The sequence below is a fragment of the Methylobacterium sp. 391_Methyba4 genome (assembly GCF_029691625.1).
Classification (GTDB): domain Bacteria; phylum Pseudomonadota; class Alphaproteobacteria; order Rhizobiales; family Beijerinckiaceae; genus Methylobacterium; species Methylobacterium fujisawaense.
The window spans coordinates 2,770,216-2,788,686 of sequence record NZ_CP121475.1 but is presented as its reverse complement, the minus strand read 5'-3'; the positions used below and the strand labels follow the sequence as shown (position 1 = coordinate 2,788,686).

At 67.5% G+C, this 18,471-nt stretch carries 26 protein-coding genes; 17 read left to right on the top strand and 9 right to left on the bottom strand.

Annotated features, from left to right (window positions below):
* Positions 1 to 4: 4 nt before the first annotated feature.
* From rplB to rpsL, 9 genes are all read right to left on the bottom strand, one after another.
* Entirely contained in the window at positions 5 to 841 is an 837-nt protein-coding gene (gene rplB / locus P9K36_RS12950; RefSeq protein WP_020094256.1) for a 50S ribosomal protein L2, read from the bottom strand.
* A 25-nt stretch (positions 842 to 866) separates the two neighbouring features.
* Entirely contained in the window at positions 867 to 1,163 is a 297-nt protein-coding gene (locus tag P9K36_RS12945; RefSeq protein ID WP_012319188.1) for a 50S ribosomal protein L23, read from the bottom strand.
* On the bottom strand, positions 1,160 to 1,780 hold the full coding sequence (gene rplD, locus P9K36_RS12940; RefSeq protein ID WP_043351248.1) for a 50S ribosomal protein L4: 621 nt from the start codon (positions 1,778 to 1,780) through the stop codon (positions 1,160 to 1,162). Before rplD ends, P9K36_RS12945 begins: the two co-directional genes overlap by 4 nt.
* A complete protein-coding gene (rplC, locus tag P9K36_RS12935) occupies positions 1,780 to 2,505 on the bottom strand; it encodes a 50S ribosomal protein L3 (protein ID WP_043351246.1) in 726 nt (241 codons plus the stop codon). The genes rplD and rplC overlap by 1 nt, the downstream gene beginning before the upstream one ends.
* Positions 2,506 to 2,556: 51 nt before the next feature.
* Complete coding sequence (gene rpsJ / locus P9K36_RS12930) at positions 2,557 to 2,865, bottom strand: 30S ribosomal protein S10 (protein WP_043351245.1); 309 nt, start codon at positions 2,863 to 2,865, stop codon at positions 2,557 to 2,559.
* Between the two features lie 80 nt (positions 2,866 to 2,945).
* The gene (tuf, locus tag P9K36_RS12925; protein ID WP_043348276.1) at positions 2,946 to 4,136 is read right to left on the bottom strand and encodes an elongation factor Tu; all 1,191 of its coding nucleotides are present in this window, start codon (positions 4,134 to 4,136) and stop codon (positions 2,946 to 2,948) included.
* A gap of 58 nt (positions 4,137 to 4,194) precedes the next feature.
* The gene (gene fusA, locus P9K36_RS12920; RefSeq protein ID WP_043348274.1) at positions 4,195 to 6,270 is read right to left on the bottom strand and encodes an elongation factor G; all 2,076 of its coding nucleotides are present in this window, start codon (positions 6,268 to 6,270) and stop codon (positions 4,195 to 4,197) included.
* 30 nt (positions 6,271 to 6,300) lie between these two features.
* Complete coding sequence (gene rpsG / locus P9K36_RS12915) at positions 6,301 to 6,771, bottom strand: 30S ribosomal protein S7 (protein WP_007557567.1); 471 nt, start codon at positions 6,769 to 6,771, stop codon at positions 6,301 to 6,303.
* Positions 6,772 to 6,899: 128 nt separating this feature from the next.
* Positions 6,900 to 7,271, bottom strand: a complete 372-nt coding sequence (gene rpsL / locus P9K36_RS12910) for a 30S ribosomal protein S12 (protein ID WP_007557568.1) — start codon at positions 7,269 to 7,271, stop codon at positions 6,900 to 6,902.
* Positions 7,272 to 7,991: 720 nt separating this feature from the next.
* Here rpsL and P9K36_RS12905 point away from each other — a divergent pair.
* From P9K36_RS12905 to P9K36_RS12825, 17 genes are all read left to right on the top strand, one after another.
* Positions 7,992 to 8,795 carry an ABC transporter substrate-binding protein gene (locus tag P9K36_RS12905; protein ID WP_205782297.1) on the top strand — a complete coding sequence of 268 codons (804 nt, stop codon included), beginning with the start codon at positions 7,992 to 7,994 and terminating at the stop codon, positions 8,793 to 8,795.
* Between the two features lie 19 nt (positions 8,796 to 8,814).
* Positions 8,815 to 9,552, top strand: coding sequence for an amino acid ABC transporter permease (locus tag P9K36_RS12900; protein ID WP_111473916.1), 738 nt, complete (start codon positions 8,815 to 8,817; stop codon positions 9,550 to 9,552).
* Positions 9,549 to 10,244: an amino acid ABC transporter permease gene (locus tag P9K36_RS12895; protein WP_111473917.1), complete on the top strand. Its 696-nt coding sequence runs from the start codon at positions 9,549 to 9,551 to the stop codon at positions 10,242 to 10,244. Before P9K36_RS12900 ends, P9K36_RS12895 begins: the two co-directional genes overlap by 4 nt.
* A gap of 395 nt (positions 10,245 to 10,639) precedes the next feature.
* Positions 10,640 to 11,017, top strand: coding sequence for a hypothetical protein (locus P9K36_RS12890; RefSeq protein WP_043348264.1), 378 nt, complete (start codon positions 10,640 to 10,642; stop codon positions 11,015 to 11,017).
* A gap of 445 nt (positions 11,018 to 11,462) precedes the next feature.
* The gene (gene rplN, locus P9K36_RS12885) at positions 11,463 to 11,831 is read left to right on the top strand and encodes a 50S ribosomal protein L14 (protein WP_010686182.1); all 369 of its coding nucleotides are present in this window, start codon (positions 11,463 to 11,465) and stop codon (positions 11,829 to 11,831) included.
* Positions 11,831 to 12,145: a 50S ribosomal protein L24 gene (gene rplX, locus P9K36_RS12880; RefSeq protein WP_012319178.1), complete on the top strand. Its 315-nt coding sequence runs from the start codon at positions 11,831 to 11,833 to the stop codon at positions 12,143 to 12,145. The genes rplN and rplX overlap by 1 nt, the downstream gene beginning before the upstream one ends.
* On the top strand, positions 12,138 to 12,704 hold the full coding sequence (gene rplE / locus P9K36_RS12875; protein WP_043348261.1) for a 50S ribosomal protein L5: 567 nt from the start codon (positions 12,138 to 12,140) through the stop codon (positions 12,702 to 12,704). Before rplX ends, rplE begins: the two co-directional genes overlap by 8 nt.
* A 40-nt stretch (positions 12,705 to 12,744) precedes the next feature.
* Entirely contained in the window at positions 12,745 to 13,050 is a 306-nt protein-coding gene (gene rpsN, locus P9K36_RS12870; protein WP_043387382.1) for a 30S ribosomal protein S14, read from the top strand.
* Between the two features lie 10 nt (positions 13,051 to 13,060).
* Positions 13,061 to 13,456, top strand: a complete 396-nt coding sequence (gene rpsH / locus P9K36_RS12865) for a 30S ribosomal protein S8 (protein ID WP_012319176.1) — start codon at positions 13,061 to 13,063, stop codon at positions 13,454 to 13,456.
* Positions 13,457 to 13,479: 23 nt separating this feature from the next.
* Positions 13,480 to 14,013, top strand: a complete 534-nt coding sequence (gene rplF / locus P9K36_RS12860) for a 50S ribosomal protein L6 (RefSeq protein ID WP_043387380.1) — start codon at positions 13,480 to 13,482, stop codon at positions 14,011 to 14,013.
* Positions 14,014 to 14,023: 10 nt separating this feature from the next.
* The gene (rplR, locus tag P9K36_RS12855; RefSeq protein ID WP_010686176.1) at positions 14,024 to 14,386 is read left to right on the top strand and encodes a 50S ribosomal protein L18; all 363 of its coding nucleotides are present in this window, start codon (positions 14,024 to 14,026) and stop codon (positions 14,384 to 14,386) included.
* Positions 14,387 to 14,540: 154 nt separating this feature from the next.
* Positions 14,541 to 15,128: a 30S ribosomal protein S5 gene (rpsE, locus tag P9K36_RS12850; RefSeq protein ID WP_043355033.1), complete on the top strand. Its 588-nt coding sequence runs from the start codon at positions 14,541 to 14,543 to the stop codon at positions 15,126 to 15,128.
* Between the two features lie 12 nt (positions 15,129 to 15,140).
* A complete protein-coding gene (gene rpmD, locus P9K36_RS12845) occupies positions 15,141 to 15,332 on the top strand; it encodes a 50S ribosomal protein L30 (RefSeq protein WP_043355035.1) in 192 nt (63 codons plus the stop codon).
* Positions 15,333 to 15,342: 10 nt separating this feature from the next.
* Positions 15,343 to 15,846: a 50S ribosomal protein L15 gene (rplO, locus tag P9K36_RS12840; RefSeq protein WP_043355037.1), complete on the top strand. Its 504-nt coding sequence runs from the start codon at positions 15,343 to 15,345 to the stop codon at positions 15,844 to 15,846.
* Positions 15,847 to 15,991: 145 nt separating this feature from the next.
* Positions 15,992 to 17,338: a preprotein translocase subunit SecY gene (gene secY / locus P9K36_RS12835; RefSeq protein ID WP_043387379.1), complete on the top strand. Its 1,347-nt coding sequence runs from the start codon at positions 15,992 to 15,994 to the stop codon at positions 17,336 to 17,338.
* A 170-nt stretch (positions 17,339 to 17,508) separates the two neighbouring features.
* Entirely contained in the window at positions 17,509 to 18,111 is a 603-nt protein-coding gene (locus P9K36_RS12830) for an adenylate kinase (protein ID WP_043355040.1), read from the top strand.
* A gap of 94 nt (positions 18,112 to 18,205) precedes the next feature.
* The gene (locus P9K36_RS12825; protein WP_278307133.1) at positions 18,206 to 18,436 is read left to right on the top strand and encodes a hypothetical protein; all 231 of its coding nucleotides are present in this window, start codon (positions 18,206 to 18,208) and stop codon (positions 18,434 to 18,436) included.
* The last annotated feature ends 35 nt before the right edge of the window (positions 18,437 to 18,471 follow it).

Genomic DNA, 18,471 nt, shown 5'->3' with positions numbered 1-18,471 from the left:
GCGATTACTTCTTGCGGTTGTGGCGGCTGGACAGGATGAACACGTCGGTCCGCTTGTTGGACCGGGTCTTCTTCCCCTTGGTGGGCACGCCCCAGGGCGTGACCGGGTTGCGGCCGCCCGAGGTGCGACCCTCGCCGCCGCCGTGCGGATGGTCGACCGGGTTCATCGCCACACCGCGGTTGTGCGGGCGCTTGCCGAGCCAACGGTTGCGCCCGGCCTTGCCGAGCGAGATGTTCATGTGGTCCGGGTTCGAGACCGCGCCGACGCTGGCGAAGCACTGGCCATGGACCAGGCGCTGCTCGCCGGAGTTCAGGCGCAGGGTCACGTAACCCTGGTCGCGGCCCACGATCTGCGCGTAGTTGCCCGCCGAGCGGGCGATCGCGCCGCCCTTGCCGATCTTCAGCTCGACATTGTGGACGATCGTGCCCACCGGCATCGAGCCGACCGGAGCAGCGTTGCCCGGCTTGATGTCGACGCTCTCGCCGGCCACCACCTTGTCGCCCGGCTGCAGACGCTGCGGGGCCAGGATGTAGCTCTGCTTCCCGTCGGGGAAGTTGATCAGCGCGATGAACGCCGTGCGGTTCGGATCGTACTCGATCCGCTCCACGGTTGCGGCGACGCCGAGCTGCTCGCGCCGCTTGAAGTCGACGTTGCGCAGCACGCGCTTGTGGCCGCCGCCGCGGAAGCGGACGGTGATGCGGCCGAGGTTGTTCCGGCCGCCGGAGGACGACTTGCCCTCCGTCAGCGCCTTCACCGGCTTGCCCTTGTAGAGCTCACGGCGGTCGACGAGCACGAGCTGGCGCAGGCTCGGCGTGACCGGTTTGAATGTCTTCAAGGCCATCGGCTTGGATCCCTAAAACCCGTCCTCAGAGCCCGGTCGTGACGTCGATCGTGTGGCCCTCGGCCAGGGTCACGATCGCCTTCTTCACGTCGGAGCGCTGTCCGCGGAGGCCGCGGAAAATCTTCTTCTTTCCCTTGGTGACAAGGGTGTTCACGGCCGTGACCTTGACGTCGAACAGCTTCTCCACGGCCTCCTTGATCTGAGGCTTGGTCGCCTTGGGGGCGACCCGGAACACGACCTTGTTCTGCTCGGTCAGGTTCGTCGCCTTCTCGGTGATGACCGGGGAGACGACGATGTCGTAGTGGCGCGGATCGGCACTCATTTGAAACGCTCCTCCAGCGCGTCGACGGCGGCCTTCGTCAGGACGAGCGTGTCGCGGCGCAGGATGTCGTAGACGTTGATGCCCTGCACGGGCAGCACGTCGATCTGCGGGATGGCGCGGGCGGCCCGGCCGAAATTCACGTCGACCTCGGCCCCGCCGATGATCAGCGCGTTCGAGAGGCCCATCTTGCCGAAGCGCTCGACGAGACCCTTGGTCTTGTGATCCTCGATCTTGATGTCGTCGACGACGATCAGGGTCGAGGCCTTGGCCTTGGCCGACAAGGCATGACGCAGAGCCAGCGCACGGACCTTCTTGGGCAGGTCGTGGCTGTGGTCACGCGGCACAGGGCCGAAGGCCCGGCCGCCGCCGCGGAACTGCGGCGCCGAGGCCGCGCCGTGACGGGCGTTGCCGGTGCCCTTCTGCTTGTACAGCTTCTTGCGGGTCCGGTTCACGTCCGAGCGGTTCTGCACGGCATGGGTACCGGCGCGCCGCTTGGCGAGCTGCCAGCGGACCATGCGCTGCAGCAGGTCGGCGCGCGGCTCGAGCCCGAAGATCTCTTCGTTGAGCTCGACCGAGCCGGCACCGGCACCGTCGAGGGTTTTGATATCGAGCTTCATCACGCGGTCTCCTCAGCCGCAGCGGCCTCGGGAGCCGGGGCGGACGCGCCGTTCTCACGGAACTTGCCCGGCAGCGGAACGTCGGCGGGGAGCTTGCGCTTCACCGCGTCGCGGATCTGGATCCAGCCGCCGGCCACGCCCGGAACCGCGCCCTCGACGAGGATGAGGCCACGCTCGGGATCGGTGCGCACGACGCGGAGGTTCTGGGTCGTGACCCGCTCGACGCCGAGGTGACCCGGCATCTTCTTGTTCTTGAAGGTCTTGCCGGGATCCTGACGACCACCGGTCGAACCGATCGAGCGGTGCGAGATCGACACGCCGTGGGTGGCGCGCAGACCGCCGAAGTTCCAGCGCTTGATACCGCCGGCGAAGCCCTTACCGGTCGTCGTGCCGGTGACATCCACGAACTGGCCGGGGATGAAGTGGTCCGCGGTGATCTCGGCGCCGACCGGGATCAGCGCGTCCTCGGACACGCGGAACTCGGCGAGCTTCTTCTTCGGCTCGACCTTCGCAACCGCGAAGCGGCCCCGCTCGGCGGCCGAGACGTTCTTGACCTTGGCCTTGCCGACGCCGACCTGCAGCGCAACGTAGCCGTTCTTCTCGACCGTGCGGTGGGCAACCACCTGGCACTGGTCGATCTTGAGCACCGTGACGGGGACATGCTCCCCCGCGTCCGTAAAGACGCGGGTCATGCCGACCTTCTGTGCGATGACGCCTGAGCGCATAGGTTCTCTCCCTCGCGCGATGAAACGGTAAGCTCTAAGTCCTCAGCGGACTCAGAGCTTGATCTCCACGTCCACGCCAGCGGCGAGGTCGAGCTTCATCAGCGCGTCCACGGTCTGCGGCGTCGGATCGACGATATCGAGCACACGCTTGTGCGTGCGCATCTCGAACTGCTCGCGCGACTTCTTGTCGATGTGCGGCGAGCGGTTCACGGTGAACTTCTCGATATGCGTCGGGAGCGGGATCGGACCCCGGATGGTCGCGCCGGTGCGCCGGGCCGTGGAGACGATCTCCTTGGTCGACGCATCGAGGATGCGGTGATCGAACGCCTTCAGGCGAATACGGATGTTCTGACCGTTCATGATCCTGGAACCTTGAGAGGGACGGCGGGGTGTGCGGGGCCTTGACCCCGCCGCGCCCTGCTAAGGATGCTTGCTCGAGCTCAATCGTTGATGGCGGCGACGACGCCGGCACCGACGGTGCGGCCGCCCTCGCGGATGGCGAAGCGCAGCTTCTCCTCCATGGCCACCGGCACGATCAGCGCCACGTCCATGGTCACGTTGTCGCCCGGCATCACCATCTCGGTGCCCTCGGGCAGCGTCACGATCCCGGTCACGTCGGTGGTGCGGAAGTAGAACTGCGGCCGGTAGTTGGTGAAGAACGGCGTGTGGCGGCCGCCCTCTTCCTTGGTCAGGATGTAGGCCTCGGCCTTGAACTTGGCGTGCGGCTTCACCGAACCCGGCTTGCACACGACCTGGCCGCGCTCCACGTCCTCGCGCTTCGTGCCGCGCAGCAGCACGCCGACGTTGTCGCCCGCCTGGCCCTGGTCGAGCAGCTTGCGGAACATCTCCACGCCCGTGACCGTCGTGGTCTGCGTGTCGCGGATGCCGACGATCTCCACCGTCTCGCCGACCTTGACGATGCCGCGCTCGACGCGACCCGTCACCACCGTGCCGCGGCCCGAGATCGAGAACACGTCCTCGATCGGCATCAGGAACGGCAGGTCGATCGGACGCTCCGGCTGCGGGATGTAGGCATCCACCGTCGCCATCAGCGCCAGCACCGCCTCCTTGCCGATCTTCGGCTCCTTGTCCTCAAGCGCCATCAGCGCCGAGCCCTTGGTGATCGGGATGTCGTCGCCGGGGAAGTCGTACTTCGACAGGAGCTCGCGCACCTCCAGCTCGACCAGCTCCAGGAGCTCCTCGTCGTCGACCATGTCGACCTTGTTGAGGAACACCACCAGCGCCGGAACGCCGACCTGGCGCGCCAGAAGGATGTGCTCGCGGGTCTGCGGCATCGGGCCGTCGGCCGCCGAAACCACCAGGATCGCGCCGTCCATCTGCGCCGCGCCCGTGATCATGTTCTTCACGTAGTCGGCGTGCCCGGGGCAATCCACGTGCGCGTAGTGACGGTTCTGCGTCTCGTACTCCACATGCGCCGTCGAGATCGTGATCCCGCGCGCCTTCTCCTCCGGAGCCTTGTCGATCTGGTCGTAGGCCGTGAACGTCGCCCCGCCCGTCTCCGCCAGAACCTTCGTGATCGCCGCCGTCAACGACGTCTTGCCGTGGTCAACGTGACCAATCGTGCCAATGTTGCAGTGCGGCTTGGTGCGGGAGAACTTTTCCTTGCCCATCAGAGCCTCCTAGATTCGAATTCGCGTTGCGGAAGAAGAGATGCCTCAGGCCGAAGCCTTAGGCGTACTTGGCGATGACCTTGTCGGCCTCGCCGCGCGGCACCTCTTCGTAGTGGTCGAACTGCATGGTGAAGTTCGCCCGGCCCTGCGACATGGAGCGCAGGTTGTTCACGTAGCCGAACATGTTGGCCAGCGGCACCATCGCGTTGATGACGTTGGCGTTGCCGCGCATGTCCTGACCCTGGATCTGGCCGCGGCGGGAGTTCAGGTCGCCGATGACCGAGCCGGTGTACTCTTCCGGCGAGACGACCTCGACCTTCATCACCGGCTCGAGCAGGACCGAGCCGCCCTTCTGCAGGGCCTCACGGAGTGCTGCACGGGACGCGATCTCGAAGGCCAGCGCCGAGGAATCGACGTCGTGGTAGGCGCCGTCGATCAGCTCGACCTTCACGTCGACCACCGGGAAGCCGGCGAGGACGCCCGCACCCAGGACCGAGTTGAGGCCCTTCTCGACGCCGGGGATGTACTCCTTCGGCACCGCGCCGCCGACGATCTTCGACTCGAACTGGAAGCCGGCGCCCGGCTCGTTCGGCTCGACCACGAACTTAACGCGGGCAAACTGACCGGTACCGCCGGTCTGCTTCTTGTGCGTGTAGTCGATCTCCTGACGGCGGGTCAGCTTCTCGCGGTAGGCCACCTGCGGCTGGCCGATATTCGCGTCGACCTTGTAGGTGCGGCGCAGGATGTCGACCTTGATGTCCAGGTGGAGCTCGCCCATCCCCCGGAGGATGGTCTGGCCGGATTCCTGGTCCGTGGACACGCGGAAGGACGGATCCTCGGCGGCGAGCTTCGAGAGCGCGATGCCGAGCTTCTCCTGATCGGCCTTCGACTTCGGCTCGACGGCGATCTCGATGACGGGCTCGGGGAATTCCATCTTCTCGAGGATCACGGCCTTCTGCGGATCGCAGAGGGTGTCGCCCGTGCGGGTATCCTTGAGGCCGGCCAGGGCGACGATGTCGCCCGCGAAGGCCTCCTTGATGTCCTCACGGTTGTTGGCGTGCATCAGGAGCATGCGGCCGACACGCTCCTTCTTGTCGCGCGACGAGTTCAGCACGTTGGCGCTGGTCTCGACCTTGCCCGAGTACACGCGGCAGAAGGTGATCGTGCCGACGTGGGGATCGTCCATGATCTTGAAGGCGAGCATGGAGAAGGGATCCGAATCCGTCGGGTGACGGACGGTCTCTTCCTCGGTCTTGAAGTCGATGCCCTTGATCTCGCCGCGATCGGCCGGGGAGGGCAGGTAGTCCACGACGGCGTCGAGGAGCGGCTGCACGCCCTTGTTCTTGAAGGCCGAGCCGCACAGCACCGGGTGGAAGGCGCGCAGCTGCACGGCCTTGCGCACCAGGCGGCGCATGGTCGCCTCGTCGGGCTCGCTGCCGTCGAGGTAGGCGGACATCGCCTCGTCGTCGAGCTCGACGCAGGCCTCGACCAGCTTGGTGCGGTACTCGACAGCCTGATCCTTCAGGTCGGCCGGGATCTCGGTCTCGTCGAAGTTGGCGCCGAGCGCCTCACCCGTCCAGACGATCGCCTTCATCTTGATGAGGTCGATCACGCCCTGGAAGCTGGACTCGGCACCGATCGGCAGCTGCAGGCAGACGGGCTTGCCGGCGACGCGGTCGATGATGTCGGCGACGCACTTGAAGAAGTCGGCGCCGATCTTGTCCATCTTGTTGACGAACACGACGCGCGGCACGTCGTATTTGTCGGCCTGGCGCCACACGGTCTCGGTCTGCGGCTCGACGCCCTGGTTGCCGTCAAGCACGCACACGGCGCCGTCGAGCACGCGCAGGGAGCGCTCGACCTCGATGGTGAAGTCGACGTGACCGGGGGTATCGATGATGTTCAGGCGCTTGTCGCGCCAGAAGCAGGTCGTCGCAGCCGAGGTGATCGTGATGCCACGCTCCTGCTCCTGCGCCATCCAGTCCATGGTGGCGGCGCCCTCATGGACCTCGCCGATCTTATGGGACTTTCCGGTGTAGTAGAGGATCCGCTCGGTCGTCGTGGTCTTGCCGGCATCAATGTGGGCCATGATGCCGAAGTTGCGGTAGTCCTCGATCGCGTGCGTGCGGGGCATCGAATTGCTCCTGAGAGACGGCGGAACCGCTTACCAGCGGTAGTGCGAGAAGGCGCGGTTGGCTTCCGCCATCCGGTGCGTGTCTTCCCGCTTCTTGACGGCGTTGCCGCGGTTGTTGGCGGCGTCGAGCAGCTCGGCGGAGAGCCGCTCGATCATGGTCCGGTCGTTGCGCGAACGGGCCGCCTGGATCAGCCAACGGATGGCGAGGGCCTGGCGACGCTCGGTGCGCACCTCGACGGGGACCTGGTAGGTCGCGCCGCCGACGCGGCGGGAGCGGACCTCGATCATCGGGGCGACGTTGTCGAGGGCGGCGCGGAACACCTCGATCGGGTTGGCGCGGGCGCGGTTCTCGACGATGTCGAAGGCACCGTAGACGATCCGCTCGGCGGTCGACTTCTTGCCCTCGTACATGATGGAGTTCATGAACTTCGTCAGCACCACGTCCCCGTACTTCGGGTCCGGGATGATCTCACGCTTCTCGGCAGAGTGACGACGGGACATCTTCTGGAACTCTCGAACGAAAAGATCTTAAGCACCCCGCGCAGGCCGCCTGAGCCGTAAGGCCGGCGACATCCTTGCGAGGCCGTGGAAACGCAGACCGGCGCCCGGGAAAAATCCGGGCGTCCGACTTACTTCGGACGCTTGGCGCCGTACTTCGAACGGCGCTGCTTGCGGTTCTTCACGCCCTGCGTGTCGAGCACGCCGCGCAGGATGTGGTAGCGTACGCCCGGAAGATCCTTCACGCGGCCGCCGCGGATCATCACCACGGAGTGCTCCTGAAGGTTGTGACCCTCACCCGGGATGTAGCCGATCACCTCGAAGCCGTTGGTGAGGCGCACCTTGGCGACCTTACGGAGCGCCGAGTTCGGCTTCTTCGGGGTCGTCGTGTAGACGCGGGTGCAGACGCCGCGCTTCTGCGGGCAAGCGTCGAGCGCCGGAACCTTGTTGCGGCTCCGCTGGATCTTCCGCGGCTGGGCGATCAGCTGGTTGATCGTCGGCATCCTGTGCCCTCTTCCTCGGTCACCTAGGCCGGACTGCACAGGGCAGTCCGCAAAACGAATATGCGCCGGAGGGCCTGTCACGGACCCTCGGCGCGGTGTGGGCAGAGGAGCACGCCCGAAACGAACGCGCTCATACCTACGGATCTGACTTAAGCGTCAGGCGATTTGAACCCTCGGAGCGCGCGGGGCGATGGCGGCGGCGTCAAGGGGGTATGCCCAAGGGCCGTCGGCAGCCGATGGCCGTCCGAAGTGGCGCGCTTCTAGCCGCGGTTGTCCCGCAGGTCAATGCGGTGGCGGCAGAAAACTGCACCGCGCCGGAGGTTAAGGATCGGTCAAGGCGCGGAATCCCCGTCCGCGCGTACACGACCCTCACCGCATCACCGGACCGTCAACCACGGCCGCCCCCGCGCTCGATCCGGGATGGCATCAACCCGCGGCAGAACCCGGGGAAGATCACGCGAATCGTCCTGCCGGTGCAAGAAGAACATCCACCGCCTTTCTCCACGCTTCCCCAGCACGCTGTGCTGATGTTCCGGTGAAAAACGGAAATCCGGTCCGTTGATCGGATTGCGGCTTTCAGAGAATGATGCGGAGGCTCGGGACAGACCGCTCCGATCGTCTTCTCCGGACCGGAGATCGTCTTGCGTCCGGCACCGAAGATCTTCCGTCGTCCGTGAACGGCCCGAGTTTTTGTCACCGCTCCGTCCAATGGAGATTCGCGTGCGCCGCCTCTTCGCTCTCGCCCTGGCAATCCTTTGTTCGGTGGGTGCAGCTCAGGCCGACAGGCTCGACGACATCCGGAAGGCCGGCGTTCTCCGGGTGGCCGTCTTCGACAGCAATCCGCCCTTCGGCTTCGTTGATCGCGGGACCCTGCAGATTGCCGGGCTCGATGTCGATTACGCCCAGGCCATCGCCGACAAGCTCGGCATAAAGGTCGAACTGCGTCCCACCAACCCGGCGAATCGGATCCCGCTGCTGATCTCCGGCAAAGTCGATCTGGTCCTGGCGAACTTCACGATCACGGAGGAGCGGGGCAAGCAACTCGACTTCAGCATCCCCTACTTCGCGTCCGGCCAGCAGTTCCTGACCAAGAAGGGCACCCTGTCGTCCCCCGATCAGCTCAACGGCCTGCGCATCGGCGTCGACAGGGGCACCACCAACGAGATCGTGCTACGCCGGGACTTCCCGAAGGCGACGGTGGTCGCCTTCGATGACACGCCCTTCGCCTTCACGGCCCTGCGCAACGGCAACGTCCAGGCGATCACGCAGGACGGGCCGAAGCTCGTCGGGCTGCTGGCGAAGGTGCCGGACCGCCAGAATTACGAGATCCCGCCCTTCAGCATCTCCAACGACTATATCGGCGTCGGCATCCCGAAGGGGGAGGGCCGGCTTCGGGATCTCGTGAACGAGGCGCTGCGCGAGTTGGAGGCGCGCGGCAAGGCGGCACAGATCTACGATCGCTGGTTCGGCCCGAACACCGAGCAGCCGCTGCCGCGCCTGTTCCGAATCGGCGACCGCAACTAGCCGAGGCCGGGCGACGGCGATGGGCCAGCTCTTCGGCGACCTGTTGGCGCCTCGCTACCTCGTCTGGCTGATCCAAGGCTTCGAACTCACCCTGGCCCTCTCGGCGGCCGTGTGTCTCGCCGGCACCGGGGTGGGTCTCGCGGCGTGCTGCCTGCGGGAAGCGGGCGGCGCCGCGGCCGGGCGGGCCGTGGCCGGCTTCGTCGGGATCGTCCGGAACACGCCGCTGCTGGTGCAGCTCTTCGTCTGGTACTTCGTGGGCGCAGCCCTGTTGCCGAGCGGCGCGACAACCTGGCTGAACACGCCGCACGCCCTCGATCTGGGATTCGGCGCCGTGCATTGGCCGGCCTACGAGACCCTGGCCGGGTTCTTCGGCCTCACCGTCTATGCGGGCGCCTACATCGCCGAGGAGGGCCGGGCAGGCGTCAACGGTGTTCGCCCCGGCCAGCGGGAGGCGGCCATCGCCCTTGGCCTGACGCCGGTCCAGGCCTTCCGCCACATCGTCCTGCCACAGGCCCTGCGCGTCGCCTGGCTGCCGATCGTCGGCCAGTACCTCAACACGATCAAGAACACCGCCCTCACCATGACGATCGGCCTCGCGGAGCTGTCCTACGCGTCGCGGCAGGTGGAGACCGAGACGTTCAAGACCTTCCAGGCCTTCGGCATCGCGACGCTGCTCTATGTGGGCGCGGTCGCCCTGGTCGAGGCGGCGGGGCAGGCGGCGGCCCGCCGCGCCGCGGCTCCGGGACCGCGCCGATGAACCCTGCGATCATCACCGACAATCTCGGCTACCTGCTGCTCGGCGCCTGGCCCAGGGGCCCGGTCGGCGGGCTGGCGCTGACGCTGATCCTCTCCGGCCTGTCCGGCCTCGCCTCGGCCCTGCTGGGTCTCGTCCTGGGCATCGCCCTGGCGATGAGCGCGGGGCCGTCCCGCGTCGCTCTGACCATCGGGCTCGGCGTCTTCCGCGCCGTGCCGATCGTGATGCTGATCTTCTGGAGCTACTTCCTGCTGCCGATCCTGTTCGGCGTATCGGTTCCGGAGATCGGCACCGTGGCGGCGACCCTGGCGCTCGTCGGCGGGGCCTATCTCTCGTACGGGGTGGCGGCCGGGATCGAGAGCATCGGCCACGGCCAGTGGGAGGCCGGCCTCGCCCTCGGTTTCGGCCGCTGGCCGGTGCTGCGCTTCATCATCCTGCCACAGGCGCTCAGGGCCATGGCGCCGTCCTTCGTCAATCAATTGACCACGCTCATCAAGGACACCTCGCTCGCCTACGTGATCGGCGTGCCCGAGCTGTCCTTCGTGGCCACCCAGGTGAACAACCGCACCATGGTCTACCCGGCCGAGATCTTCCTGTTCGTCGGCGCCCTCTACGCGGGCCTGTGCGTCGCTCTCGACAGGCTCGCCGCGCGACTCGTGCGGCGCCGCTCGCGACCGAAGGCGCATCTCGGCTGAGGCCATCCTGACCGGAGCAGGCCCCTGGGTCGCCCGTCGTGCCGGATCGAACGATGGCCGCGACCTCGGATTCGGCCGGCGATGAAACGGTCTCCCGCCGAAACCGTCACGCGATGCGTCCCACTCCGCTGTCGGGGGTAGGAGGCAGCCCAGAGGGGCCGAAGCCATCCGGCGGAGATGAGAGGAGGCCCGTTGACGGCCGGTGCGGCCGCCGTGAGGACCCCGCCCCGGACGCGGGCAAGCCGGCAAATCCTGCCGGGTTGCCGGAGGGGACGTACCGGATCGGGGCAGGGGGGCGCCGGCAGGGTCTACGGAGAATTAAAGCGATCCGTCGAATTGTCGCGATCAACGGGCGGCCCGTGTGCCGCCGCGGGTCTGCGTCAAGGGTTTTGCGTATGGGTTGCGTCGCGGTCAGCAACGTCGTTCCGTTCCGGCGGGCCATTCCCGCCCAGGCACCGGGCGAGTGGGAGGCACGCAGCCGCCGGCGCAGCGAGCAGCGGTCCCTGCTCGATGCCGTCTACGCCACCGGCAGCATGGTCGTCGCCGCCGAGGATCGCGGGACGAAACTGACGGCCTCCCGGCTTCAGGTCTACGGATTCCTGGCGATCGAGGAGGTCGGCGAGGACGGTCTCATGCGGCGGCTCCGCCCCTCCGAAGCGATCCGCGCCCGCTCGGAGCGGCCCTGGCGCCTGTCGAAGCCCGCGAGCGGCGCGTCGGTGACGATCCCGAGCCTCGACGGCTTCCTGTTCGAATCAGGCGGCCAGCCCGCCTGAGTCCCGCCCGAGCGCTCAGCGACCGGTGCGCCGAGAGGCGCGCCGGTCGTCGCGTTTTGAGAGGCACGCCGGCCCGCACGACAGATCCGCAGCGAGTCGTGCGCGCGAGGCCGAATCGGGGCGCGCCGACGATCCCCACGCGACGCGGCCTCCTGACGGGCGCCGACTGGAACCAGGCCGTGCATCGGGTCAATCCAGCCATGCGCCGCCGACGATTTCGCGCCGCTCCGCTTGCCATCCGGGGCGGCCCGTAGTATCCGCCCGGCCTTCGCGACATTCCGATGGGTGCTCGCACCCTGTGAACGCGGTGACCGCGCCGGTGTCCTTGCGACACCGCCAGCGCGGTCGAACACATGAGCCGGGGACATCAGGTCCCCATCAGGCGTCGTCCGCCGGGCAATACCGTCCGTGTGCGGAAACCCGCCTGAAACAAGGAGTCACGCACGTGATCCAGATGCAGACGAATCTGGACGTCGCCGACAACTCGGGTGCACGCCGTGTGATGTGCATCAAGGTACTCGGCGGGTCGAAGCGCAAGTATGCCGGCGTGGGCGACGTGATCGTCGTCTCCGTCAAGGAGGCGATCCCGCGCGGTCGCGTCAAGAAGGGCGACGTCATGAAGGCGGTCGTCGTCCGCACCGCCAAGGACGTGAAGCGTGCCGACGGTTCGGTCATCCGCTTCGACAAGAACGCCGCGGTCCTGATCAACAATCAGAAGGAGCCGATCGGCACCCGTATCTTCGGACCGGTTCCGCGCGAGCTCCGCGCCCGCAACCACATGAAGATCATCTCCCTGGCTCCGGAGGTGCTGTAATGGCTGCCAAGATCAAGAAGGGCGACAAGGTCGTCGTGCTCACCGGCCGCGATTCGGGCCGGTCGGGTGAGGTGATCCAGGTTCTGCCGAAGGAAGGCCGGGCCTTCGTGCGCGGCATCAACCTGGTCAAGAAGCACCAGAAGCAGACCCAGAACCAGGAAGGCGGCATCATCTCCAAGGAGGCCGCCATCCAGCTCTCGAACATCGCGGTCGCGGATGCCAACGGCAAGCCGACCCGCGTGGGTTTCCGCATCCTCGAAGACGGGCGCAAGGTCCGGTTCGCCAAGACCACGGGGGATCAGATCGATGGCTGAGGCCGACAAGAACGCCTACACCCCGCGCCTGCGCAAGCACTACGACGAGGTGGTTCGCCAGAAGCTGATCGAAGAGTTCGGCTACAAGAACCCGATGGAAGTGCCGCAGATCACCAAGATCGTGATCAACATGGGCGTCGGCGAGTCCACCGCGGACTCGAAGAAGGCCTCGGTGGCGGCGGGCGACCTCGCCCTGATCGCCGGCCAGAAGCCGGTCATCACCCGGGCCCGCAAGGCCATCGCGACCTTCAAGGTCCGCGAGGGCATGCCGATCGGCTGCAAGGTGACCCTGCGCAAGCAGCGCATGTACGAGTTCATGGACCGGCTGATCACCATCGCGCTGCCGCGCGTGCGTGACTTCCGCGGCCTGAACCCGCGCTCGTTCGACGGCCGCGGCAACTACGCCCTCGGTCTCAAGGAGCACCTCGTGTTCCCGGAGATCTCCTACGACAAGGCCGAGCAGACCTGGGGCATGGACATCGTCGTGGCGACCACCGCCAAGACCGATGCCGAGGCCAAGGCCCTGCTCGCCGCCTTCAAGTTCCCGTTCCGGCAGTGAAGCTCTCGGGCTTCAGACGCGGACACCGGAGATAGACCACATGTCGAAGAAAAGCTCAGTCGAGAAGAATGAGGCTCGCAAGGCGCTGGTGAAGCGCTTCGCGGCCAAGCGGAAGGCGCTCCTCGAGATCGCCAACAACGAAGCCCTCGAGATGGAGGAGCGCTTCGAGGCGCGCCTCAAGCTCGCGGAACTGCCGCGCAACTCGTCGGCCACCCGCATCCGCAATCGCTGCGGCATGACCGGCCGCCCGCGCGCCTATTACCGCAAGATGGGCATCTCCCGCGTGGCGCTGCGCGAGCTTGGCAACCGGGGCCTGATCCCCGGCCTGGTCAAGTCGAGCTGGTAAGGAGGTCCCCATGGTCAACGATCCCGTGGGCGACATGCTCACCCGCATCCGCAACGGCCAGCTGCGCCGTCGCAACGTCGTCCAGACGCCCGGCTCGCGCCTGCGTGCCAGCGTTCTCGACGTCCTGAAGGCCGAGGGCTACATCCGCGATTACGCGGCGACGGACCTCGGCAACGGCCGCACCGAGTTCGCCATCGAGCTCAAGTACTACGACGGGCGCCCGGTGATCCGCGAGATCAAGCGCGTCTCGAAGCCCGGCCGCCGGGTCTACTCGTCCGTCGGCGAGCTGCCGCACGTGGCCGACGGCCTCGGCGTCACCATCGTCTCCACCCCGCAGGGCGTCATGGCCGATCACGAGGCGCGCGAGCGCAACGTCGGCGGTGAAGTGCTCTGCACCGTGTTCTGATCGGGACATAAGGAGGTTATCCCATGTCTCGCGTAGGCAAGAAGCCGGTCCCCGTGCCGGCGGGCGTTACCGCCACGGTCACCGGTCAGACGGTGAAGATGAAGGGTTCGAAGGGCGAACTGTCCTACGACGTCCCGTCGCTCGTCGCCGTGGCGATGAAGGACGGCGCCATCGAGGTGCAGCCCGTCAACCAGTCCAAGCCGGCGCGCTCCCTGTGGGGCACGTCGCGGGCGCAGATCGCCAACATCGCCGAGGGCGTGTCGAAGGGCTTCGAGAAGAAGCTCGAGATCACCGGCGTCGGCTATCGCGCCGCGATGGCCGGCAAGGCCCTCAAGCTGTCGCTCGGCTACAGCCACGACATCGAATACGCGATCCCCACCGGGATCACGATCGCTACCCCGAAGCCCACCGAGATCACGATCTCCGGGATCAACCGCCAGCAGGTCGGTCAGGTCGCCGCCGAGATCCGCGATTACCGCGGACCCGAGCCCTACAAGGGCAAGGGCGTGAAGTACGCGGGCGAGTTCATCTTCCGCAAGGAAGGCAAGAAGAAGTAAGGAGGGCATCATGTCTCGCAAGCTCGAAGCCCTCGATCGCCGCAAGGCGCGCGTCCGCCGCGCGCTGCGGGCCGCCGCCAACGGCCGCCCGCGGCTCTCGGTGTTCCGCTCGTCGAAGCAGATCTACGTGCAGGTCATCGACGACGTCGCCGGCAAGACGCTGGCCGCGGCCTCGTCGATCGACAAGGCCCTCAAGGGCGAACTCAAGACCGGCGCCGACGTCGCCGCCGCCAAGGCGGTGGGCAAGCTGGTCGCCGAGCGCGCCAAGGCCGCGGGCGTCACGAAGGTGATCTTCGACCGCTCCGGCTACATCTACCATGGCCGTGTCGCGGCCGTGGCCGAGGCCGCCCGCGAGGGTGGCCTGGAGTTCTGATCTTAGGGACCTTGCCGGCGGCGCATCCGCCGCCGGCGGCCCCGATCGGGATCGTTGAACGACGGCGGGCCGGACGTGCCGTGCATGTCCGGCATTCGAAGCAATCGAGCGAGCAGGCCCGCCGCCTGCGCCAGTGAGATGAACGGGTAAAGCAATGGCACGTGAACGGGAAGGCGGGGGCCGCGGCCGCCGCGATGATCGCGAGGAGCGCGACAGCGAGTTCGTGGACAAGCTCGTCCACATCAACCGCGTCGCCAAGGTGGTGAAGGGCGGCCGTCGCTTCGGCTTCGCAGCCCTCGTCGTCGTCGGCGACCAGAAGGGCCGCGTCGGCTTCGGCCACGGCAAGGCCCGTGAGGTGCCGGAGGCCATCCGCAAGGCGACCGAGGCCGCCAAGCGCGGCCTGATCCGCGTCTCGCTCCGCGAAGGCCGGACCCTGCACCACGACGTCAACGGCCGCCACGGCGCCGGCAAGGTGATCCTCCGCGCGGCTCCGCAGGGTACCGGCATCATCGCCGGCGGCCCGATGCGCGCCGTATTCGAGACCCTCGGCATGCAGGACGTCGTCGCCAAGTCGCTGGGGTCCTCGAACCCCTACAACCTCGTGCGCGCCACCTTCGAGGCGCTCAAGAACGAGGACAGCCCGCGCTCCGTGGCGGCACGCCGCGGCATCAAGGTGTCGACCCTCCAGTCGCGCCGCCGCGATGCCGACCCGGCCGACCAGTCCGAAGCCGCGGTCGCGTAAGGGGAGGGTCCGATGGCACAGAAGACTCTCCGCATCGAGCAGATCGGCTCGCCGATCCGCCGCGAGGCCAGCCAGCGCGCGACGCTGATCGGCCTGAAGCTCAACAAGCTCCACCGCGTGTCCGAGCTGGAGGATACCCCCTCCGTGCGCGGCATGATCCGCAAGGTTGCGCACCTCGTGCGCGTCCACGGCGACGTGGCGTGAGGAGGTCCCGATGAAGCTCAACCAGATCAGCGACAATCCCGGCGCCACCAAGGACCGGATGCGCGTCGGCCGGGGCATCGGCTCCGGCAAGGGCAAGACCGCGGGCCGCGGCGTGAAGGGTCAGAAGGCCCGGACCGGCGTGTCCATCAAGGGCTTCGAGGGCGGTCAGATGCCGCTGCATCGGCGCCTGCCGAAGCGCGGCTTCAACAACCTCTACGCCCAGGACCTGAACGAGGTGAACCTCGGCCGGATCCAGGAGGCTGTCGACGCGGGCAAGCTCGACAAGGCCGCCACCGTGACGGTGGAGAGCCTGGTCGCCGCCGGCCTCATCGCCCGTCCCCGCGACGGCGTGAAGCTGCTCGGCGTCGGCGAGCTCACCGCGAAGCTCAGCTTCGAGGTCACCCGCGCCTCCAAGTCCGCCGTCGAGGCGGTCGAGAAGGCCGGCGGCTCGGTCACCGTCGTCTACGCCCAGGGTGCTTCCACCCGCGGCGGCAGCGAGGCGGCGACGGCCTGACGGGAGCGACGCCGGGACCCGTTGCACGGTTTCCGCGCACCCTTTAAGCCGAACCTTCGAGCGGCGGCCCTGCGACCACGCGGGCCGCCGTTTTTCGTTTCATCCGGGCTCCACCGCCCGGCGACATGTCCAGGACGCGACGCTTATGGCCTCAGCCGCCGAGCAGCTTGCCGCCAACCTCAATTTCGGTGCGATCGCCAAGGCCGATGAGCTGAAGAAGCGCATCTGGTTCACGCTCGGCGCCCTCGTGGTGTTCCGGCTGGGCACGTACATCCCGATCCCCGGCATCGACCCGGAGCAGTTCGCCCGGAACTTCCAGCAGCAATCGGGCGGCGTGCTGGGCCTGTTCAACATGTTCTCGGGCGGCGCGGTCGAGCGCATGGCGATCTTCGCCCTGAACATCATGCCCTACATCTCGGCCTCGATCATCGTGCAGCTCCTGACCTCGGTGATCCCGAGCCTGGAGGCGCTGAAGAAGGAGGGTGAGTCCGGCCGCAAGGTCATCAACCAGTACACCCGCTACCTGACGGTGGTGCTGGCGCTGGTGCAGTCCTGGGGCATCGCCATCGGCCTGCAGGGCTCGTCGGCCGCGATCGATCCGGGACCGTTCTTCCTGGCCTCGACGGTGATCACGCTCACCGGCGGCACCCTGTTCCTGATGTGGCTCGGCGAGCAGATCACCTCGCGCGGCATCGGCAACGGCTCCTCGCTGATCATCTTCGCGGGCATCGTCGCCCATCTGCCGGTGGCGATCGCGGGCGCGCTGGAACTCGGACGCACCGGTGCCCTGTCCCCGGCGATCATCTTGGGCGTCGGCGTCGCCGCCGTGGCGCTCGTCTACTTCATCGTGTTCATGGAGCGCGCCCAGCGTCGCCTCCTGATCAACTACCCGAAGCGCCAGGTCGGCAACCGCATGTACGAGGGCCAGACCTCGTTCCTGCCGCTCAAGCTCAACACCTCGGGCGTGATCCCGCCGATCTTCGCCTCGTCGCTTCTGCTCCTGCCGGCGACCGCCGCGAGCTTCTCGGCCAATGGCGGCGCCACCGGCTGGCTCGGCACGGTGACGGCCTATCTCGGCCACGGCACCCCGCTGTTCATGGTGCTCTACGCGGCGCTGATCATCTTCTTCACGTTCTTCTACACCGCGGTGGTCTTCAATCCGCAGGAGACGGCCGACAACCTGAAGAAGCATGGCGGCTTCATCCCGGGCATCCGGCCGGGCGAGCGCACCGCGGCGTTCATCGACAAGGTGCTGACCCGCATCACGGTGATCGGCGCCCTGTACCTGACGCTGGTGTGCCTGTGCCCGGAGATCCTGTCGTCCTACGCGGCGGCGAGCCTCGGTTTCGGCGGCACGTCGCTGCTGATCGTGGTCTCGGTCACGATGGACACCGTGGCGCAGATCCACGGGCACCTGATGGCCCATCAGTACGAGGGCCTCGTGAAGAAGGCCAAGCTGCGTGGCGCCTCGACCACGCAACGCCGGCGCTGAGCCTGCTACAGAGGCGGGCCGTCACCAAGGACACGCCCGCCTCTGGCCCAAAGGTCTGGATGCCTGTCGGGCCCTGACCGGCTAGAAGACCCCGAACCCGGCGATGCCAGGGAGGCTTCGCCACCACGGCTTGTGCCCACAGAGAGAGTGGGCCGAACGAGGACAACGCCATGCGTATCATTCTGCTCGGGCCGCCCGGTGCGGGGAAGGGGACGCAATCCGAGCGGATCGTACAGCGCTTCGGAATCCCGCAGCTTTCCACCGGCGACATGCTTCGGGCGGCCGTAGCCGCCGGGACGCCGATCGGCCTCGAGGCCAAGGCCGTGATGGAATCCGGCGGTCTCGTCTCGGATCGGATCGTGGTCGGCATCGTCGCCGAGCGGATCGAGGAGGCGGATGCCCGCCGCGGCTTCATCTTGGACGGCTTCCCGCGCACGGTGGCGCAGGCCGAGGCCCTCGGCACGATGCTGGCCGGCAAGGGGATGGGCCTCTCCGCGGTGGTCGAGCTGAAGGTCGACGAGAACGCCCTGGTCGGCCGCATCGAGAAGCGGGCCGCCGAGACCTTGGCCCGCGGCCAGGCGGTGCGGAAGGACGACACCCCGGAGGTGTTCAAGCAGCGTCTCGAGGCCTATCGCGCCCAGACGGCCCCGCTGTCGGCCTATTACGCCAAGCAGGGCATGCTGGAGACCATCGACGGCATGCAGCCGATCGACAAGGTCACGGCCGACCTGATGGCGGTGCTGGAGCCGCACGAGGAGCGCGTCGCCTCCTGAGTCGCTCGCCGCGCGCCGACCGCTCGGTGGCGCGCGGACGTGAACCCGAGGCGCGGTCAGTGGGTTGAGAGGCGCATCCCGGATCGGAATCGCCATGACCCTCCGCCTCTTCGCCACCGCGACGCTCCTCCTCGCGGTCGCACTCCCCCCTCTGCCGGCCTTGGCGCAGAGCCCCGCCCAGTCCTTCGTGTACGGGCAGAAGCGCTTCCGCCATGCCTGCCGGCCGCCGCTCAAGTATGTGGCGGGGACCTGCGCCCGCCGCTGCCCCGCGGGCTATCAGGACATGGGCGGCTATTGCCGGCTGCGGAACCAGGGCTTCCGCTGAGACGCGGCTGCCGACTCGCGGCGCCCGGGACGATG

Excerpts from the sequence above, each read along its gene's own strand:
- rplB (WP_020094256.1), bottom strand. The coding sequence starts at position 841 with ATGGCCTTGAAGACATTCAAACCGGTCACGCCGAGCCTGCGCCAGCTC.
- P9K36_RS12945 (WP_012319188.1), bottom strand. The coding sequence starts at position 1,163 with ATGAGTGCCGATCCGCGCCACTACGACATCGTCGTCTCCCCGGTCATC.
- rplD (WP_043351248.1), bottom strand. The coding sequence starts at position 1,780 with ATGAAGCTCGATATCAAAACCCTCGACGGTGCCGGTGCCGGCTCGGTC.
- rplC (WP_043351246.1), bottom strand. The coding sequence starts at position 2,505 with ATGCGCTCAGGCGTCATCGCACAGAAGGTCGGCATGACCCGCGTCTTT.
- rpsJ (WP_043351245.1), bottom strand. The coding sequence starts at position 2,865 with ATGAACGGTCAGAACATCCGTATTCGCCTGAAGGCGTTCGATCACCGC.
- tuf (WP_043348276.1), bottom strand. The coding sequence starts at position 4,136 with ATGGGCAAGGAAAAGTTCTCCCGCACCAAGCCGCACTGCAACATTGGC.
- fusA (WP_043348274.1), bottom strand. The coding sequence starts at position 6,270 with ATGCCCCGCACGCACGCGATCGAGGACTACCGCAACTTCGGCATCATG.
- rpsG (WP_007557567.1), bottom strand. The coding sequence starts at position 6,771 with ATGTCCCGTCGTCACTCTGCCGAGAAGCGTGAGATCATCCCGGACCCG.
- rpsL (WP_007557568.1), bottom strand. The coding sequence starts at position 7,271 with ATGCCGACGATCAACCAGCTGATCGCCCAGCCGCGGAAGATCCAGCGG.
- P9K36_RS12900 (WP_111473916.1), top strand. The coding sequence starts at position 8,815 with ATGGGCCAGCTCTTCGGCGACCTGTTGGCGCCTCGCTACCTCGTCTGG.
- P9K36_RS12895 (WP_111473917.1), top strand. The coding sequence starts at position 9,549 with ATGAACCCTGCGATCATCACCGACAATCTCGGCTACCTGCTGCTCGGC.
- P9K36_RS12890 (WP_043348264.1), top strand. The coding sequence starts at position 10,640 with ATGGGTTGCGTCGCGGTCAGCAACGTCGTTCCGTTCCGGCGGGCCATT.
- rplX (WP_012319178.1), top strand. The coding sequence starts at position 11,831 with ATGGCTGCCAAGATCAAGAAGGGCGACAAGGTCGTCGTGCTCACCGGC.
- rplE (WP_043348261.1), top strand. The coding sequence starts at position 12,138 with ATGGCTGAGGCCGACAAGAACGCCTACACCCCGCGCCTGCGCAAGCAC.
- rpsN (WP_043387382.1), top strand. The coding sequence starts at position 12,745 with ATGTCGAAGAAAAGCTCAGTCGAGAAGAATGAGGCTCGCAAGGCGCTG.
- rpsH (WP_012319176.1), top strand. The coding sequence starts at position 13,061 with ATGGTCAACGATCCCGTGGGCGACATGCTCACCCGCATCCGCAACGGC.
- rplF (WP_043387380.1), top strand. The coding sequence starts at position 13,480 with ATGTCTCGCGTAGGCAAGAAGCCGGTCCCCGTGCCGGCGGGCGTTACC.
- rplR (WP_010686176.1), top strand. The coding sequence starts at position 14,024 with ATGTCTCGCAAGCTCGAAGCCCTCGATCGCCGCAAGGCGCGCGTCCGC.
- rpsE (WP_043355033.1), top strand. The coding sequence starts at position 14,541 with ATGGCACGTGAACGGGAAGGCGGGGGCCGCGGCCGCCGCGATGATCGC.
- rpmD (WP_043355035.1), top strand. The coding sequence starts at position 15,141 with ATGGCACAGAAGACTCTCCGCATCGAGCAGATCGGCTCGCCGATCCGC.
- rplO (WP_043355037.1), top strand. The coding sequence starts at position 15,343 with ATGAAGCTCAACCAGATCAGCGACAATCCCGGCGCCACCAAGGACCGG.
- secY (WP_043387379.1), top strand. The coding sequence starts at position 15,992 with ATGGCCTCAGCCGCCGAGCAGCTTGCCGCCAACCTCAATTTCGGTGCG.
- P9K36_RS12830 (WP_043355040.1), top strand. The coding sequence starts at position 17,509 with ATGCGTATCATTCTGCTCGGGCCGCCCGGTGCGGGGAAGGGGACGCAA.
- P9K36_RS12825 (WP_278307133.1), top strand. The coding sequence starts at position 18,206 with ATGACCCTCCGCCTCTTCGCCACCGCGACGCTCCTCCTCGCGGTCGCA.